The sequence below is a fragment of the uncultured Mycobacterium sp. genome (genome assembly GCF_964249325.1).
Classification (GTDB): Bacteria; Actinomycetota; Actinomycetes; order Mycobacteriales; family Mycobacteriaceae; genus Mycobacterium.
The window spans coordinates 1-16,383 of the sequence record NZ_CAXUCH010000089.1; the positions used below are offsets into that span (position 1 = coordinate 1).

15 protein-coding genes, 1 tRNA gene and 4 pseudogenes are annotated in these 16,383 nt (G+C 65.5%); 9 read left to right on the top strand and 11 right to left on the bottom strand.

All coding sequences use genetic code 11. The annotated features are described in order from the left end of the window. Positions 1–57: 57 nt before the first annotated feature. From ACFE99_RS12985 to ACFE99_RS12995, 3 genes and pseudogenes are all read right to left on the bottom strand, one after another. Positions 58–414: pseudogene (locus ACFE99_RS12985) on the bottom strand (FAD-dependent oxidoreductase); the annotation flags it as partial. Positions 415–416: 2 nt separating this feature from the next. Next, the gene (gene bphC, locus ACFE99_RS12990; RefSeq protein WP_375485870.1) at positions 417–1,325 is read right to left on the bottom strand and encodes a biphenyl-2,3-diol 1,2-dioxygenase; all 909 of its coding nucleotides are present in this window, start codon (positions 1,323–1,325) and stop codon (positions 417–419) included. Positions 1,326–1,338: 13 nt separating this feature from the next. Beyond that, entirely contained in the window at positions 1,339–2,523 is a 1,185-nt protein-coding gene (locus tag ACFE99_RS12995; RefSeq protein ID WP_375485872.1) for an acyl-CoA dehydrogenase family protein, read from the bottom strand. Positions 2,524–2,761: 238 nt separating this feature from the next. Between ACFE99_RS12995 and ACFE99_RS13000 the strand changes: the two are divergent. The 3 genes and pseudogenes from ACFE99_RS13000 to ACFE99_RS13010 form a co-directional block, all read left to right on the top strand. Next, positions 2,762–2,872: pseudogene (locus tag ACFE99_RS13000) on the top strand (NAD-dependent epimerase); the annotation flags it as partial. Positions 2,873–2,930: 58 nt separating this feature from the next. Further along, positions 2,931–3,722 (top strand): SDR family NAD(P)-dependent oxidoreductase, encoded by a 792-nt coding sequence (locus tag ACFE99_RS13005; protein WP_375485874.1) that lies wholly within the window; start codon positions 2,931–2,933, stop codon positions 3,720–3,722. Continuing rightward, positions 3,719–4,585 carry an alpha/beta fold hydrolase gene (locus ACFE99_RS13010; protein WP_375485876.1) on the top strand — a complete coding sequence of 289 codons (867 nt, stop codon included), beginning with the start codon at positions 3,719–3,721 and terminating at the stop codon, positions 4,583–4,585. Before ACFE99_RS13005 ends, ACFE99_RS13010 begins: the two co-directional genes overlap by 4 nt. Here the strand turns inward: ACFE99_RS13010 and ACFE99_RS13015 are convergent. From ACFE99_RS13015 to ACFE99_RS13025, 3 genes and pseudogenes are all read right to left on the bottom strand, one after another. Beyond that, on the bottom strand, positions 4,582–6,075 hold the full coding sequence (locus tag ACFE99_RS13015) for an LCP family protein (RefSeq protein WP_375485878.1): 1,494 nt from the start codon (positions 6,073–6,075) through the stop codon (positions 4,582–4,584). The two genes, ACFE99_RS13010 and ACFE99_RS13015, sit on opposite strands and share 4 nt — an antisense overlap. Before the next feature lie 216 nt (positions 6,076–6,291). Continuing rightward, a complete protein-coding gene (locus tag ACFE99_RS13020; RefSeq protein WP_375485880.1) occupies positions 6,292–6,783 on the bottom strand; it encodes a hypothetical protein in 492 nt (163 codons plus the stop codon). Positions 6,784–6,815: 32 nt separating this feature from the next. Continuing rightward, positions 6,816–7,282, bottom strand: a pseudogene (locus tag ACFE99_RS13025) (nuclear transport factor 2 family protein). Positions 7,283–7,340: 58 nt separating this feature from the next. On the opposite strand from ACFE99_RS13025, the gene ACFE99_RS13030 reads away from it, so the two are divergent. The 4 genes from ACFE99_RS13030 to ACFE99_RS13045 all read left to right on the top strand — a co-directional run bounded on the left by ACFE99_RS13030 (position 7,341) and on the right by ACFE99_RS13045 (position 9,548). Beyond that, positions 7,341–8,153 carry a DUF1906 domain-containing protein gene (locus ACFE99_RS13030; RefSeq protein ID WP_375485882.1) on the top strand — a complete coding sequence of 271 codons (813 nt, stop codon included), beginning with the start codon at positions 7,341–7,343 and terminating at the stop codon, positions 8,151–8,153. A 110-nt stretch (positions 8,154–8,263) separates the two neighbouring features. Next, positions 8,264–8,956 carry a glycoside hydrolase gene (locus ACFE99_RS13035; protein ID WP_375485884.1) on the top strand — a complete coding sequence of 231 codons (693 nt, stop codon included), beginning with the start codon at positions 8,264–8,266 and terminating at the stop codon, positions 8,954–8,956. Between the two features lie 76 nt (positions 8,957–9,032). Further along, positions 9,033–9,108 (top strand) — tRNA-Thr (locus ACFE99_RS13040). Between the two features lie 32 nt (positions 9,109–9,140). Further along, positions 9,141–9,548 (top strand): HNH endonuclease, encoded by a 408-nt coding sequence (locus ACFE99_RS13045; protein ID WP_375485887.1) that lies wholly within the window; start codon positions 9,141–9,143, stop codon positions 9,546–9,548. A 73-nt stretch (positions 9,549–9,621) separates the two neighbouring features. On the opposite strand, the gene ACFE99_RS13050 is transcribed toward ACFE99_RS13045, so the two are convergent. Then, positions 9,622–10,374 (bottom strand): hypothetical protein, encoded by a 753-nt coding sequence (locus tag ACFE99_RS13050; RefSeq protein WP_375485889.1) that lies wholly within the window; start codon positions 10,372–10,374, stop codon positions 9,622–9,624. 128 nt (positions 10,375–10,502) lie between these two features. Between ACFE99_RS13050 and ACFE99_RS13055 the strand changes: the two genes are divergently transcribed. Continuing rightward, positions 10,503–11,222: a response regulator transcription factor gene (locus tag ACFE99_RS13055; RefSeq protein WP_375485891.1), complete on the top strand. Its 720-nt coding sequence runs from the start codon at positions 10,503–10,505 to the stop codon at positions 11,220–11,222. A 54-nt stretch (positions 11,223–11,276) separates the two neighbouring features. Beyond that, positions 11,277–12,698, top strand: coding sequence for a sensor histidine kinase (locus ACFE99_RS13060; RefSeq protein ID WP_375485893.1), 1,422 nt, complete (start codon positions 11,277–11,279; stop codon positions 12,696–12,698). On the opposite strand, the gene ACFE99_RS13065 is transcribed toward ACFE99_RS13060, so the two are convergent. The 4 genes and pseudogenes from ACFE99_RS13065 to ACFE99_RS13080 form a co-directional block, all read right to left on the bottom strand. Then, a complete protein-coding gene (locus ACFE99_RS13065) occupies positions 12,695–13,105 on the bottom strand; it encodes an HIT family protein (RefSeq protein WP_375485895.1) in 411 nt (136 codons plus the stop codon). The genes ACFE99_RS13060 and ACFE99_RS13065 overlap by 4 nt on opposite strands. Before the next feature lie 66 nt (positions 13,106–13,171). Beyond that, positions 13,172–14,060: pseudogene (locus ACFE99_RS13070) on the bottom strand (SDR family NAD(P)-dependent oxidoreductase). Further along, positions 14,057–14,482: a nuclear transport factor 2 family protein gene (locus tag ACFE99_RS13075; RefSeq protein WP_375485897.1), complete on the bottom strand. Its 426-nt coding sequence runs from the start codon at positions 14,480–14,482 to the stop codon at positions 14,057–14,059. Before ACFE99_RS13075 ends, ACFE99_RS13070 begins: the two are co-directional and overlap by 4 nt. 18 nt (positions 14,483–14,500) lie before the next feature. Further along, a partial coding sequence (locus tag ACFE99_RS13080; protein ID WP_375485899.1) for an FAD-dependent oxidoreductase occupies positions 14,501–16,383 on the bottom strand: 1,883 nt, incomplete at its 5' end.

Below are 16,383 nucleotides of genomic sequence, written 5' to 3' on the forward strand. Positions count from 1 at the left end.
GCCCATCGGCTGCCAGCCGGGCTCGGAGAAAAACTCGGTTTTGAAAGGCACACCTCAGTCGACCTGCCAGTTGAAGTGATCGACGCTGCCGGCGCAGTAGTCGGCGATGCGGTTCTCGTCGGCGCCGGGCCCCATCGCGACATTGAGGAAGGCCGCCATGTTGTCGACGGAATCTTCGAATCCACAAGCCTTTTGCAGCGGTGTGCCACCACCGAGGTAGATGAACCCACCCGCCATGGCCGCCGCCCCGCCCCATGAGCCGCTGCGTTCGAGCACTAAGACGTCGGCACCGGCTCTGGCCGCTTCGACCGCCGCGGCTGCGCCGGCCACACCGTACCCGGCGATGACGACGTCGGCCTCGTGGTCCCACGTGCCGATCGACGACGCCGGGACGGGATGGACGTCGGCGGCCAATGTCACGGGCGCATCGCCACCGGCAGGTCGCTCACCCACTGATGGCCCCAATAGGAATCAGCTGTGATTTCTTCTGCCGTGTAATAGGTTTCGTCGACGCGCATGCCGTCGGTGCCGAACTCGATGTCCCAGCCGCCGGGCGCGCGCACGTAAAACGACACCATCTTGTCGTTGGTGTGTCGCCCGAGCGTCGAGGACAGCTGGAAACCCTCGGCATTGACGCGGTCCAGCGCCTGCCCCACTGTGTCGAGGCTGTCCACTTCCACCATGATGTGGACCAGGCGTGGGTCGCGCTGATGTGCGGCGGGGACAATGGCAAGGCTGTGGTGGCGCGCGTTGATCCCCAGGAAGCGCACCCGCACCGGGCCGAACTCCTTCGGTAGCGGCACCCGAAACGCGCCGCGGGAATGAAAACCCAGTACGTCGGTGTAGAAGTCGCAGAGCGCATTGGGATCGGTTGCCGGCATGACGACGTGGCCCATGCCCTGGTCGCCGGTGACGAATTTCGCGCCGAACGGGGTGACGACCGGACTGTGGTCGAGCACTGCGCCGTGAAACACCTCGAGCGTGGTGCCTGCTGGGTCCTCGAAGGTGATCACCTCTTCCACCCGGCGGGCCTCGGCCTCGTCGGTGGACAGCTGCTTGAACGCCACCCCGGCAGCGTCGAGCGTTGCTTTGACCCGCTGCAGCGCCGGGTGGTCGCGCACTTCCCAGCCGACGGTGAGTACTCGGTCGGTTTTACCGGGCACCACGATGAGCCGGGCGGCGCGCTCATCCATCCGCAGGTATAGCGCGGACTCGTCGGGTCCCTTGCCCTCCGCGAAACCCAGCACGCCGAAGGCGAAGTGCCGCCAGCGGTCGATCTCCTTGGTCGAGATATTGATGTAACCAAGGCTTTTCAAGTCGCTCACGTCTGCGTTCTCCTCAGATCAGCGCCCGCAGCGGACCTTCCGGCGGATCGATGCCCAGCGAACTGAGCGCCGACGCGTGGTACGTGGTGCCGGGGACGTGGATAGCGTGCAGGTGGCCGACGTGCGCGTCGCGCCAGTACCGTTGCAGCGGCTTGTCCATCCGCGCCGCGTTGCCGCCGGAGCGGGCGAAGATCTCGTCGACCGCCGACACCGCGCGCCACACCGCGCGGACCTGCGTGCGCCGACCGGCGGCGCGGTCCGCGAACGACACCTCCTTGCCGGCAGCGACGATGTCGTAGACGCGGTCGACGTTGGCAAGCAGCTCCTGGCGGGCGGCATTGATGTCGGCTGCGGCCTCGCCGATCGCGTACATGACGTACGGGTCGTCCTTGATCGCGGTTCCAGTGGCGCCAACCCGCTCCCGCTGATAGTCCAGGTGTGCCGCCAGCGCTCCCTCCGCGATGCCGATGGTCGCCGCGGAGATGCCCAGCGGGAACATCGTCGACCATGGCATCAGATACAGCGGCTCGGTCATGCCGGCCTCACGCTGGGCGGTGCCGTCCATCACTTTCGTCGCGTCCATCGTCCGGTAGGTCGGGACGAACGCGTCCCTGACGATGACGTCCTTGGAGCCGGTTCCCCGCAGCCCCACCACATTCCACGAGTCTTCGACGATCTCGTAGTCCTTGCGGGGCAGGATCATGTGCAACATCTGGGGCGGCATCACCGGCTTGCCCGCGGCGTCGCCGAGCATCGCGCCCAGGATGATCCAGTCGCAATGGTCGGTGCCCGAGCTGAACTGCCAGCGGCCGTTGAAGATGTAGCCGCCGTCGACGGGCTTGGCCACACCCTGTGGCGCATAGGGCGAGGCCATCCACGTGTCGACGTCGTCAGCCCAGACCTCGGCAGGTACCTTCGGGTCGGCATAGGCCAGCTGGTAGGGGTGTACGCCCACGACGCCGACGATCCAGCCGGCGGCCGGATCCAGTGCCGCGGTGGCCATTGCCGTCTCGGCCCATTCGCGGGGGTGGACCTCAAAGCCTTGGTAACTCTTGGGCTGCAGCAGCCGGATGACGCCGGCGCCTTTCATGATTTTGACCGTCTCGTCGCTGAGCCTGCCGATTCTCTCCGCCTCGGCGGCCTGCTCGCGCAGCTGGTCGGCGATGTCCATTACCCGGTCGATTACCCGCTCGCTCATACTGTCGTCCTTACGTCGAGGGCCGCGATCGATGGTCTCTTGCCGGTGATGATGACATCTTTGGCGATCCCAGTGAGCGGAAAAGTTGTTGTGAGGGTCCCCAGGCGGAACGCCACGAGTTCCAGGACATCGTCAGCGACTCGTGGCGTGGGCTGCCGCGCGACAAGCAGCCGGCCGCGCGTGGAGATCACCCGCGGATTCCACTCATTCCTTCGCGACCAGCGCTGACACCCGGCGGGAAGCCGGCTCCGATGCCTACTTCCGTGCGGATGACTGGCCGCGAAGCGTCCCCACGTTGCGGCTGCCGCGCTACCTGATGCGGTTGCGGGCGTTCTCTGCGTCGAAGTAAAGCGGACCGGGCCTGCGGTGAAATACGTTATGGAACGGCGATCCAGACGGGAGTACAGATGAAGCGACTTGAGCGTAACCGCATCTTGGTAACCGGCGCTGCCTCGGGTATCGGGCAGGCCACCGCGCTGCGGCTGCTGGACGAGGGTGCGGCGGTGGTCGCCGCCGACATCGCGGCGGACGGTTTGGAGAAGGCCCGCGGCCGGGCGCAGGAAGCCGGATCGAGTGAACGCCTCACCACCGTGGAGATGAACGTCGGCGACGAGACGTCGGTGGTCGACGGTGTGCGGACGGCCGTCGACGCGCTGGGCGGCCTGGATTCGCTGGTCAATGCGGCCGGCATGCTACGGGCCTCCCACACCCATCAGACCAGCACTGAACTGTGGAACCAGATCATCAACGTCAACTTGACCGGCACGTTTCTGGTGGTGCGCGAGTCGCTTCCCGCGCTGCTGCAGAATCCGCGCAGCACCATCGTGAACTTCAGTTCCACGTCGGCCGCGTTCGCGCATCCGTACATGGCGGCCTACGCGGCCAGCAAGGGCGGCATCCAGTCTTTCACGCATGCCGTCGCGCTCGAATACGCGAGCAAAGGGCTACGTGCGGTGTGCGTCGCGCCCGGCAGCATCAAGTCCGGAATCACTGATGCCACAGCCGGATACATCCCCGCCGACGCCGACTGGTCGCTGTTCGGCCGGCTCTCGCCGATTTTGCCCACTACGCTGGAATCCAGCGGGGCCGGGATGGGTGATCCCACTGCGGTCGCCGGTGTGGTCGCCATGCTGGTGTCCGAGGACGGTGCGTTTATCACCGGCACCGAGATCCGCATCGACGGCGGTACCCACGCATGACGCTTGACGTCAGCTACGAGGCCACCTTTCGGGAAATTGAGACCGACGCGGGTGTGCTGCGCTATCACGAGGCCGGTGACGGGCCGCCGCTGTTGCTGCTGCACGGCTCCGGGCCGGGAGTGACTGGTTGGCGCAACTTCCGCGGCGTGCTCGCCGCGTTCGCCGAGCAATACCATTGTCTGGCCCTGGAATTCCCTGGCTTCGGCGTCAGCGACGACTTCGGCGGGCGTCCAATGCTCACCGCGTTCGACGCGGTGGTGCGGTTCGTCGACGCGCTGGGTCTGGACACCGTCGACATCGTCGGCAACTCGATGGGCGGTGCGGTGGCGATCAACTATGCGATCGCCCACCGGGAGCGGGTGCAGCGGCTGGTGACGATCGGCGGCATCGGCCGCAACATCTTCAGTCCCGGCCCGCCGGAAGGTATTCGGCTGCTGCAGGAATTCACCGAGGATCCCAGCCGCGAGCGGTTGATCCGCTGGCTGCATTCGATGGTGTACGACCCAACGGTGGTCACCGAGGAACTGATCGAGGAGCGCTGGCAGCATGCCACCGAACCCAAGACTTTGGCTGCCGCACGTCGGATGTACTCCAAGGACGCGTTCGCGCAGATGACCAAGGCCATGGACGCGGCGAAGGCACCGCAACCCTGGGCGATCATGCATCGGCTCACGGCGCCCACGTTGATCACCTGGGGCCGCGACGACCGGGTGAGCCCGCTGGATATGGCGCTGATCCCGATGCGCACCATCCCGAATGCGGAGCTACACGTATTTCCCAACTGCGGGCACTGGACGATGATCGAAGCGAAAGACGCATTTGTCAGCGTCGTCTTAGGCTTTTTGTCGCGTAAGGCTGCTTAGTTCACACAGGGCACGCCGCCGCCATCGATGGGTGCCCCCCGATCCGGGATTGGCTCAGTCGAGGTGGTGGTGGTGTGTGACTTGTAGTACGAGCCGGAAACCGTTGAGCTGGTCGTCGTTTCGTCGGAGAGCGACGACGACGGCAGGACGTAGTCGTCTCCTAGCACGATGCGAATTCGGTTTGGCCCCAACGTAGTATCGGGGTGGTCGGGAGCGTCGATGCCCAGCAGCTCGGCCACGGTGTGGGCATCGGTTGCCGCGCCAGCACCGTAAGCGACTGTGGTGTCGGTAGGTTCGCCGCGTGTCCGGTCGCGCACCTGGCCGGCGGTGTAGCCGTGTTGGCGCAAGATGCGCGACACCTTGCTGGCGGTTCCGGAGACACTGCCGGCGTTGACGACGTCGACGACGGTGGATGGGTTCGGCGCGCCGGTCGTGGGAGTGGTGGATTCGCTGGTGCCGAACGCCGCCGCCACTTCGCGCTTAATTGCGGCGGGGTCGACGATGTTGACGTCTTGGCCGTCGATGTTGTCATAACGCACCACAGGCAGGGTCCGGTATTCGACGTTGCTGCCGGCAAGCGCGGCTACGCGGCGGAACTGATTCTCGTCCCAGCCGGCGGACAGCACGACGTCTTTACGGGCCACCGCGATCAAGCTCTTGAGCTTGCTCAGGTCGGTGAGGGTGCCGGAATCCTGCAGCTGGCGCACAACCGCGGACAAGAACGCCTGCTGGCGATGCGTGCGGTCGAGGTCACCGTTTTCCAGGCCGTGGCGCTGCCGGACGAACGACAGTGCCTGCTCGGCGTTGAGGGTCTGGCGGCCCGCCGGGAAGTCGGCGCCGGAATACTCGTCGTATACGGCGTGCTTGAGGCACACCTGCACACCGCCCAAGCTCTGAGTGAGGTCGTAGAAGCCCGCCAGGTTGACCTCAGCGAAGTAGTCGATCGGAACCCCGGTGAGGTTGCGCACCGCCCGCAAGGTCGCCGCCCGGCCAGCTTCACGGCCTTTGGTCTCCAGTTCTTTCTGGTCGCCAACCCCTTTATCGACGAGCTTCTGCTCGACGTATTGCTTGGTGAGCCCGTACGCTTCTTTGATCTTGATGTGGTTGTATCCCGGCACCCCGCTGAACGGCACCCAGTCGTCGCGGGGAATCGAGAAGGCAACCACCCGGTCGTCAGCGCCGACATGAACCAGTATCAGGGTGTTGGTGTTATAGCCGCCGGCATCGGAATCTCCGGCGTGCAGGTGCTTCAGGATCGCCCACGGCAGGTCGTTGCCGTCCTGGTCTTTTCGCGAGTCCAGTCCGATAAGCAGGATGTTCATCGCCCCACCGCTGGAGCGGGGATCTTCGGAACCCAGCGCCTGCGAAACGGTGATCCCGCCCAGCGCGCCGTGAGCCACCCACCAGCCCGTACCGGTCAGCAGCACCGCTGCAACGGACATCAACGCCAGGCAGCCACGGGTGAGCCTCCGGCGCACCCGTGAGCGCATCGGAACTGCACGATGGCGAGCTCTACCGCCCGCTCGCTTGGCCACTACAACCTCGACTCTGCCCAGAGCGTCCCGCCCGTCCGACGGCCGCGATTGCGATGGTGACGCTCGCTTGTTGGCCTCCAGTATGAGGCAGTTTGCGGCGGACCCTGTGCTCGCAGGGAGCAGACCAGGCCGCTGGTCGGGTCATACCCGGCTACCCGGACGGATGCAGCGTCAATTAAGCGGTGCCAACCACCCGGCGAGCACGTAACCCAGCGCGCTGAGAAGAACGCCGAATTTGACGAGGGCGGCCGCTTTGGCCCGACGCGCGTTGGCCGCGACGGCGGAGTTCGAGAGGACGTTGAGCAACGACACGCCCTCGACCGCATCCGCGGCAACGGCCGGCACAACCAGTACGGGCAGTGCGGCGCTGTGGCCGCGTCGGCGACGTGCACCATCGACCAACAGTGCCGTCAGCGCTCCGTAGGACAGCATGTAGCCGAAGTCGAGCCACAACGACCACCGGGCGGCCCGCCGACCATTCTCGCCCCAGGTGGACATGATCCGGTCGGCGCGCTGCGCGTTCCCTGCCAACTCGAACGGGATGATGCCGGGCCCACCAGTGCGGCGCATGCGCCGCTCCAGCACCAGCATCAGGGCGCTGTAGCAGACAAATCCGGTCGCGGCTAACGCCAAGGGAGTGCAGCGCCGTCTGCTGCGCATCATGCGTTCACAGTATCGGCCGAAAGGAACCGGAGTCAGCGCGGCGGGATCTCGTGCCCGGGGCCGCGTTCATCGGCCGGGCGGGGGCCGAAGTAGCGGCGTTCGGACTCGTCGATGGCGATGTCGTTGATGCTGGCTTCGCGGCGCAGCATCGGGCCGTTGTCGTCGAACTTCCACAGTTCATTGCCGTAGCTGCGCCACCACTGGCCGGTGGCGTCGTGACATTCGTATCGGAACTGCACCGCGATGCGGTTGCCGTGAAAGTCCCGCAGGCTTTTGCGTAGCGCATAGTCGAGTTCTCGTTGCCACTTGGCGGTGAGGAAGTCGACGATTTGGTGACGGCCGGTGATGAACACGTCCCGGTTACGCCACACACTGTTGCGGGTGTAGGCCAAGCTGACCGTCTGGGGTTGCGGGTGTTCCAGGCGTCTTCTGCAGCGTGGACTTTCTCGCTGGCGCTCTGTAGGTCGAAGGGTGGAAACGGTGGCCGTGGCTCATCCATCGGTTTGGTCCTTTCCTGGATGGGATGTGGTTGCACCAAGGTTTGTTAGCATCGCGCGGTGCACGATTCGACCGCGCCAGCTGGACGCGGCGGACAGCGGTCTGTTTCCAGACGCGAAGTCCTCAAATATGCCGCTGCGGCACCAGTTCTGCTCAGCATAGGGACGCTGGCCGCGACATTCGACGGGCAGACGGCATCAGCCGCCGCCAGTAAGTTGATCGACTTTACGGAGCGGTTGGTGCCGGCGGATCAGATCAAATCGGCGGGCTATGACGGGGCCGTGGTCTATGTGGCTGAGTCGCGGCCCGGAGCGAACTTCGATTTCAAACCCGTCAGCCGCCCATACGCAGAAGCTCTCCGCGCAGCGGGTCTTCAAATCGTCAGCAACTACCAATACGGCAAGCCCGGTTGGCCTGACCCGTCGGACTACACCCGCGGATACGGCGGCGGGGTGGCAGACGCAGAGACGGCGCAGCGGCTGCATGCTGCCGCCGGGGGTGGTGGTTCTGCACCGATCTTCTTCAGTATTGACGAGGATATCGACCTCAACACCTGGAAAAGCGTTGCGGTCGAGTGGTTTCGAGGAATTAACTCGGTACTCGGTGTGGGACGGACCGGCATCTATGGGCATTCCCGGGCGTGTGGATGGGCGATCAAAGACGGCGTAGTCGGCCGCTCGACCACCGCAGGACATTGGTGGGCATGGCAGACCAGCGCGTGGTCCCGTGGTGAGCGCGAGCCGGCGGCGGTGCTTTATCAGTCGGTGGTCAACACCCCGTCGAGCCCTGGTCCGTTGCTGGGTGGCGTTCACGTGGACGTTGACGACGTCCTCGCGACCGATTTCGGGCAGTGGGATTTGGCTCGTCAGTAGCCAGCCCGATCGCACGGCTTCAAAACGCCCGGCCTCGATGCCAAAAGCAGCGTCTACCTGCAACTAAGAGCTGGCGAAAACGGCCACACCGATTCGGACACGACAGTAAGGTGCTGTCCGTGAGTAGAGACCTGCTAGCCAACGGCCGGGGCCGCTGGTTGGCATTGGCGGCCTCGCTCGCTATCTCGGCCACCATATTCGTCGCTCAAGGCGCAAAGCATCCCTGCTGCGCCGGGATCCCGCCGGGCCAGGCGGCTGCGCCAACCAGTGCGGCTGGAATCCCTGCACCAACTGCGAAAGACCCGAAACCAGTGCCGGCAGGCGCGCCGCACATTGCCACTGCCGCGGAGCGGGAAATGCTGGCGGCAAGCGCGCCAACCACCGCCCAGCAATTCCTGTTCGCGTTACCAGCTGGCATCGCACCGGAGCAGGGATTACAGGTCCACACCATCCGGGTGGCCCGCGCCATCAGCGTGCTGTTCCCCGAGATCACCACCATCGGCGGGTACCGGCAGGATCCTTTGCCATGGCACCCCAACGGGTTGGCGATCGACGTGATGATCCCGAACTATCACACCCCCGAGGGGATTGAGCTGGGCAACCAGATCGCGGGCCTTGCGCTGGCAAATGCGAAACGCTGGGGAGTGATCCATGTGATCTGGAGGCAGGCCTTCTACCCGGGCATCGGTGCGCCGAGTTGGACGCCGGACTCCGGCTCAGAAACGGCCAACCACTACGACCACGTTCATATCGCCACCGACGGCGGCGGCTACCCGACGGGGCACGAGACGTACTACATCTGACGACCGGCCACATCGCGCCCAGCTTCGACGGCATCACCCCGTCGTAGAATCGTCACGGCTCATCGAGCCGGCCCCGGCCGCGTTAGCTCAGTTGGTAGAGCGTCGCCCTTGTAAGGCGAATGTCGAGAGTTCGAGTCTCTCACGCGGCTCCATCCGTGTCGGTACTCAGGAATAGCGTCGTCTTATGTCAATGACCTGTCTCGGGTGCGGAGCAAATTTCGACGGCCGCCGGCTAAGGGTGTTTTGCACCAACGCATGCCAACAGTCACACCGCCGACGCTTGCTCTTGGAGGCCTGGCTTGATACCGGAGTCTGCGGTCGCACGTCATACCAAGGCCACTACGTCCGGGACTACCTCTATGAGCAGCAGGACGGTTGCTGTGCCATCTGCGGCATCGTGGACAAGTGGAACGGCATGACCCTGGCTCTGATCGTCGACCAGATTGATGGAGACGCAAGCAATAATCGTCGTGAGAATCTGCGGCTCATTTGCCCCAACTGTGACAGTCAGCTGCCGACGTACAAGGCGAGGAATCGCGGTAGCGGTCGCTACTACCGACGCCAGCGGTACGCCGAGGGCCAGTCCTATTGACACTCCAGCCGCTGAGCATCCAATTAACGTTCGATCCGCCCATTTACCAGGGCAAATGCTCTAGCGTAGCCGCTTACTGATCGTGGTCGACGATGCGCTGCGAACGCACAGGCCGCGGAGTCGTACGGCGCGCAGGACGGCGTCCAGGCAGCGGGATACGCTCGGCGATATTGCTCAGCGGGTTGACCACCATGGTCAGCGAGATGACCGCGTCTTGCAGCGTGGCGATGGCCGGTTCCAGCGCCTCCATTCCCGGTGCCAGGCGGCTGAGCGTGTCGGCGACGTCGGCGAGCTGCTCGAGCGGTCCGTGCTTGGCGGTCAGCTTGTCGATTACCCCGCCCTCGGCAAGCAGCCGGTCGATCACCCCGTCCTCGCCCAACAACCGCTCGGCCAGCCCGTCTTCACCCAACAACCGTTCGATCAGGCCGTCGTCAGCGAGCAGCTGATCGACCAGCCCACCGGGTTTCAGCGCGCGCTCCAAGCCACCGCCCTCGGCGGTCAAGCGGTCAAGCAAACCGTCAGGCGCGGTCAACCTGTCGACCACACCTCCGGGACGCAATAGCCGTTCCACCGGTCCGTCGGGTGCCAACGCCCGTCCTAGCGGGGCGTCGTCGTCCAACAGCCTGGCCATCCGGTTTGCGCGCAAGATCGCCTCGTCGATACCGAGCATGTGGGCCACGGAAGTCGGCTGCCCGCCGGCCTCGCCTATGACTCGTTTGGCCAGGCTCAGTCCTGTGGCGGCGACGTCGAGGCCGGCGTCGGCCGCAGCCAACCCGACACGCACCGGCGCCGCGGCGATTGCGACCAGGCTTTTGCCCAGGTTCATCCTCCGAGTGTATTCGTGCTGTGCCCCGTGCGGCGTGCACCAGCAAAACCACTCGCTGGCACCAAACTCACAGCAAGTACACAGTTCCTTTGGAGGTTAGGCTCAATCAAGTGCGAAGGAATTGATGCATGGTATCGGGCGCCGCACAAGAAACCACACCGGAAGCACGCGTCCTTGTCGTCGACGACGAGGACAACATCGTCGAACTTCTTTCCGTGAGCCTGAAGTTCCAAGGCTTCGAGGTGCACACCGCCACCAACGGCCCGGCGGCCCTCGACCGCGCCCGGGAAGTGCGCCCCGACGCGGTGATTCTCGACGTGATGATGCCTGGAATGGACGGCTTCGGGGTGCTGCGACGGTTGCGCGCCGACGGCATCGACGCCCCGGCGCTGTTTTTGACAGCACGTGACTCGCTGCAGGACAAGATCGCCGGCCTGACCCTCGGCGGCGACGACTACGTCACCAAGCCGTTCAGCCTGGAAGAGGTGGTGGCGCGGCTGCGGGTCATTTTGCGCCGCGCCGGCAAAGGAACGACCCAGCCGCGCAGCGCCCGGCTGAAGTTCGCCGACATCGAACTCGACGAGGACACCCACGAGGTGTGGAAGGCCGGCGAGCCGGTGTCGCTGTCTCCCACTGAGTTCACCCTGCTGCGTTACTTCGTGATCAACGCTGGCACGGTGCTGAGCAAACCGAAAATCCTGGACCATGTCTGGCGCTACGACTTCGGCGGTGACGTCAATGTCGTGGAGTCCTACGTTTCGTATCTGCGCCGCAAGGTCGACACCGGCGAGAAGCGGCTACTGCATACTCTCCGCGGGGTGGGATATGTGCTGCGGGAGCCCCGATAACCATGAGCAAGGCTCCCGCAGCCAACTAGTGCGCGGGAGGCGAAGAATACGGGGATGGGCAGATACCACCAACGAGGGCTGCCGCTGAGGGTTGGCCTGGTGGGGTGCGGGCTGGCGGTCTCGGGGGTCGCGGTCACCTCGATACTGCGGCACAGCCTGCTCAACCGGGCCGACCAGACGCTGCTCGATGCGTCCCGTAGCTGGGTGCAGGCCCCGCGGCGGATATCGCAGTTGCCTTATGAGGGGCCCAACGCAGACCGCCCGCCGTCGAAGTTCTACGTCCGCGTGTTAGCGCGGGACGGCCGCAGTTGGCAGGCCATCAACGATTCCCACGCCGAGCCTGCCCTGCCTGCTGATAACGATGTCGGGCCTGAGCCGGTTACGGTGGGCTCGGTCAACGGATCCAATGTCCAGTGGCGGGCGGTGTCGGTGCGCGGGCCGCAAGGCCGCCTGATCACAGTCGCCTTCGACCTCTCCGATGTCCAGCACACGGTGCGCGCGCTGATCTGGCTGCAGGTCGGCATCGGGGCGGCCGTGCTGCTGGTCCTGGGCATCGCGGGATATGCGGTGGTCCACCGCAGTCTGCGGCCGCTTCTGGAAGTGGAACGAACCGCCGCAGCGATCGCTGCGGGGCAGCTGGACCGCCGTGTCCCCGAGCGTGACCCGCGAACAGAAGTGGGCCGACTTTCACTGGCGCTCAATGGAATGCTCGCGCAAATTCAGCGGGCGTTGGCGGCCTCTGAGTCCTCGGCGGAGAAAGCCCGCACATCCGAGGACCGGATGCGACGCTTCATCACCGACGCCAGCCATGAACTGCGCACGCCGCTGACGACTATCCGGGGGTTTGCGGAGCTGTATCGCCAGGGCGCGGCCCGCGACGTCGAGATGCTGATGTCGCGGATCGAAAGCGAGTCACGCCGGATGGGGCTGCTGGTCGAGGATCTGCTGCTGCTGGCGCGTCTAGATGCACAACGTCCGCTCGAACGCCATCGAGTCGACCTGCTCACCCTCGCTACCGACGCCGTGCACGACGCGCAGTCGATCGCCCCCAAGCGCCGGATCGCCATGGAAGTGCTCGACGGCCCAGGCACACCGGAAGTGCTCGGCGACGAGGCGCGGCTGCGCCAGGTGCTGAGCAACTTGGTGACCAACGCGCTGCAGCACACCCCAGAAACCGCCGATATCACCGTGCGGGTCGGCACCGACGGGGACAACGCCGTCCTGGAAGTCGCCGACAAGGGGCCCGGCATGAGCCAGCAGGATGCGCTACGGATATTCGAGCGTTTCTACCGCACCGACTCATCCCGCACGCGCAGCAGCGGCGGCACCGGGCTCGGGCTATCGATCGTCGACTCCCTGGTCTACGCCCACGGCGGCAAGGTGACTGTGACCACAGCGCCCGGGGACGGCTGCTGCTTTCACGTCAGGCTGCCGCGCATCACCGATGTGCCCGCCCACGCGGCAGACCCTGTCTAGCCTCCACCCAACTCGGCCAGCGCCGCCTTGATCTTTGCTTGCGCCTCGTCGAGGGATTGCGGAGACGGGTTGCGCTCGACATTGGCGAACCCGAAGTCGCTGAGATGGCGGGTGGGAAAGACGTGGACGTGAAGATGGGGAACCTCGAGCCCGGCGATGATCAACCCGGCGCGCTGTGTGTTGAATGCCCGGCACACCGCCTTGCCGATTAGCTGCGCCACCGTCATCACCCGGGCGAACACCTGGCGGTCGACGTCTTGCCATTGATCGATCTCCGCGCGCGGCACCACCAACGTGTGCCCTTGCGTCATGGGCTCGATGGACAGGAACGCGACGATCTCGTCGTTCTCGTACACGAAGCGGCCCGGCAGTTCCCGGTTGATGATCTTGGTGAAGACAGTGGGCATGCGCCTGAGCATGGTGGGCTGCTGTGTCACCCGTCAAGCATGGAGGCCGTCGTGTCGCAACGGCACTCAACGATTGAGCCGCTGCATCAACCCGGCCAGCTCGGACACCGACCACGGCGGCGAGTCGTGATGATCGCGGTAGCCGATGACGGCGGGAGCGGGCCGTGGGAATCGCCCGACGAAAACCGCCTGCGGCAATGAAGATTTCGCCGGTTATCTGCTCGGCGAGATCGCTGCCCAGATACGCGTACATCGGCGCTACATACTCCGGCGGCGCGGCATCCAGAGAGGCGTGCATGCTGGCGTCGTCCAGCAGTCCCCGCCGGTTCAGCTCTCTGATGTGGGCCTCGTAATCCGGCCCGGTGGACAGCCGGGTCCTCGCCCCCGGGCAGACGACATTGGCGCGGACCCGGTCCTGCCTGAGCTCGGCGGCGATCGCCAGTGTCAGGCTGTTGACCGCACCCTTGCCGGCGGGGTAGCCGCTGCCGCCGTAGTCGCCCAGAAACGCAACCGATCCCGTGTTGATGATGCTGCCGCCGCCCTGCTCGACCATCTTCGGCGCGGCCGCGCGGCACGTGGCGAACACCGTGCCCAGGTGCGCGTCGAGCAATTCGTAAAAGTCGGTCGGGCTGATGTTGAGGATCGACGATCCCGCCGGCTCGGCGATCCCGGCACAGTTCACCAGGATGTGGATCCCGCCGAACTCCTCAATACACCTGCCGATCAACGACTGCGCGGTCGCCTGATCGGAGGGAGAACCCGCATGGGCCACTGCGGCGCCGCCGTTCCCGGTGATGTCGGCGGCGATCTTTCCTGCTGCGTCTGGATCGCGGCCGTTGATCACGACACCGGCGCCGTGCTGCGCCAGGTGAGCGGCGACGGCCGCCCCGATTCCGCGCGAACCACCCACGACCACGGCGCCGCGGCCCGCTAGTAGCGGGTCGGCTGGCGTCACTCGGCGTTGCCGAAGGTCATCGCTTCGAGATTCCAGTAGCCGCGCATATTGGTGATCAGCCCGGCATCGTTGACCCGGTAGGTGAACACTCCGCGCACGGTGCTGGTGACGCCGTTGTCGAACTTGCTGCGCAGCACCAGGATATGAGCGATCTCGTTGGGTGAACTCGACGGAAAGGTTTCCTCGCAGGTGATGGTGAGCTGATTGGCGGCGATGTTGGCGTCGTAGAACGCAGCGACACCGTCTTTGCCCCGCACGCCGGTGCCGTCCGGATTCGTGGGTGCCTCGCCGATCGGGTCTTCGATGACGACGTCGTCGGCCATCAGCGCCAGCCATCCCTCCCGGTCGTGGGCCTGCACGCACCGCCACGACGACTGCGACGCGGTCAATGCTGGCGACTGTTGAATGGTTTCCTGCGACATGGTTTTCACTCCTTCTTGTTAGATGGCACACGCGATTCGGGCGCCGTCCTCGGTGGCTTTGCGAATCAGGCCGAGGCCGCTGCAGTCCCCGGCGGCATGGACTTCGGCGTCCGGCATGCGGACCGTCAGCGTGTCGAAAAGCTCCGTGTCCGGTTCGGGTGTTCCGGCGAGAACTACACTGTCGGCGGGCAATTGACGGGTCGTGCCGCCGAACGGGGTGAACACAACACCGTCTGCGGTGATTTGTTCGACGGTCGCCTGGACATGCACGGTGACACCTAGCCGGTCCAGCCGATCCATGTGTTCGGTCTTGCGCTTGTTGCCTACCTCCGGCGCGATGGCCTTGCCCGCCTCGACAATCGACACGAACCTGCCACGGCTGGCCAGGAACTCGGCGAGTTCCAGCGCGACCAGGTCACCGCCGATGATCGTGACGCGCCTGCCCAGCGGCATCCACGCGCGGGTGGCCAACCGAACCGCTTCGGGTTGTACCAGCCGCTGTCGCCATCCCGACAGCAGCCGGGCACTGAGCCGCTGCCACACCGGATCCGCGGAGTTAGCATGCCCGCCGAGCGATTCACGCAGGCCGGGACCGGTGTGCACGTGGGGGAGTGTGGCGCCGGGAATCGCGGGAACAGCGATGCGCCCGCCGGTAGCGACCACGACGACATCGGGGTCCAGCGCGACGACGTCGTCGGCCGAAACCGCGTGGCCCAGATGCACTTCGGCGGTGCTGCGGCTGATCTCGTCGCGGAGGTACCGCAGGAACGGTTCGTTTTCCTGGTGCAGAACCGACGCCCAGCGCAGCGCGCCCCCCAACTGGCGATTGCGTTCGAACAGCATGACGTGATGTCCGCGTTCGGCAGCAACGCGAGCGGCTTCCAGTCCGGCCGGGCCGCCGCCGATCACCACAACCTGCTTGGTATGTGCGGTGCGACCGGCGTCCAGTTCGCGTTCCTTGCCGGTGCGGGGATTAACCGCGCAGTCGACGGAGAAGCGCAACTCCATCGCGTCGATGCAGTTTTCACACGAAATGCATTTGCGCACCCGATGAGCCTGTCCGGCAAGCAGTTTGCGCGGCAGCTCGGCGTCGGCGAGCAGTGGCCGTCCCATGGCGATGAAGTCGGCGCGCCCGTCGGCCAGGATTTGTTCGGCCAGCTGGGGGTCATGGATGCGGCCGACGGCGATCACCGGCACGTCGACCACCTCCTTGACCGCGGCCGCGGCACCCACGTTGAGCGCGTCGCCGTCGTCGGCGCCGTTGACCATCCGGGTGACCAGCCGGTCGATCACACCGCCGCTGACGTGGAAGGCGTCTACGCCGGCGGCGACGAGTTGCGGAGCGACCTGCGCTGTTTCGTAGATCGGTCGGCCACCCGCCACCCGTTCGTAGCCGGAGATGCGCAACGTGATCGGCAGCGTGTCGCCGATCTCGGCGCGGATCGCGGCTAGTGTCTCCAGCACGATGCGGATTCGGCCCCGGACCGAGTCGCCACGGTACTCGTCGGTGCGCCGGTTGCGTTGCGGCGCAAGGAATGATCCCAGCAGCATGTAACCGTGGGCGGCGTGCAGCTCGATGCCGTCGTATCCGGCTTCGGCGGCGCGGCGCACCGCGGCTTTGAACAAGTCGAACACCTCGGTGAGTTGGTCTTTGGTGATCTCTGCCGACGGACGGCCGGTCAGATACGAGGGGATCACCGATGGACCCAGCGATGTGACTCCGTGCATCTCCGGGCCCAGGCTGTCGGGGCCGGCATGCACGATCTGCGGCTGGATCTTGGCGCCGTGCTCGTGCACGACTTCTACCAGTGCCTGGTGGGCGGGCACCGACTGGTCGGTGCCCAAGTGCAGGCTTCCAGGGGTCTCGAGGTGGCGATGGTCGATCCCGGTGGCGCCTACGG

Bases quoted from the DNA above. Each gene is read 5' to 3' on its own strand.
- ACFE99_RS12995 (WP_375485872.1), bottom strand. From the start codon at position 2,523: ATGAGCGAGCGGGTAATCGACCGGGTAATGGACATCGCCGACCAGCTG.
- ACFE99_RS13005 (WP_375485874.1), top strand. From the start codon at position 2,931: ATGAAGCGACTTGAGCGTAACCGCATCTTGGTAACCGGCGCTGCCTCG.
- ACFE99_RS13010 (WP_375485876.1), top strand. From the start codon at position 3,719: ATGACGCTTGACGTCAGCTACGAGGCCACCTTTCGGGAAATTGAGACC.
- ACFE99_RS13015 (WP_375485878.1), bottom strand. From the start codon at position 6,075: ATGCGCTCACGGGTGCGCCGGAGGCTCACCCGTGGCTGCCTGGCGTTG.
- ACFE99_RS13020 (WP_375485880.1), bottom strand. From the start codon at position 6,783: ATGATGCGCAGCAGACGGCGCTGCACTCCCTTGGCGTTAGCCGCGACC.
- ACFE99_RS13045 (WP_375485887.1), top strand. From the start codon at position 9,141: ATGTCAATGACCTGTCTCGGGTGCGGAGCAAATTTCGACGGCCGCCGG.
- ACFE99_RS13050 (WP_375485889.1), bottom strand. From the start codon at position 10,374: ATGAACCTGGGCAAAAGCCTGGTCGCAATCGCCGCGGCGCCGGTGCGT.
- ACFE99_RS13055 (WP_375485891.1), top strand. From the start codon at position 10,503: ATGGTATCGGGCGCCGCACAAGAAACCACACCGGAAGCACGCGTCCTT.
- ACFE99_RS13060 (WP_375485893.1), top strand. From the start codon at position 11,277: ATGGGCAGATACCACCAACGAGGGCTGCCGCTGAGGGTTGGCCTGGTG.
- ACFE99_RS13065 (WP_375485895.1), bottom strand. From the start codon at position 13,105: ATGCCCACTGTCTTCACCAAGATCATCAACCGGGAACTGCCGGGCCGC.
- ACFE99_RS13075 (WP_375485897.1), bottom strand. From the start codon at position 14,482: ATGTCGCAGGAAACCATTCAACAGTCGCCAGCATTGACCGCGTCGCAG.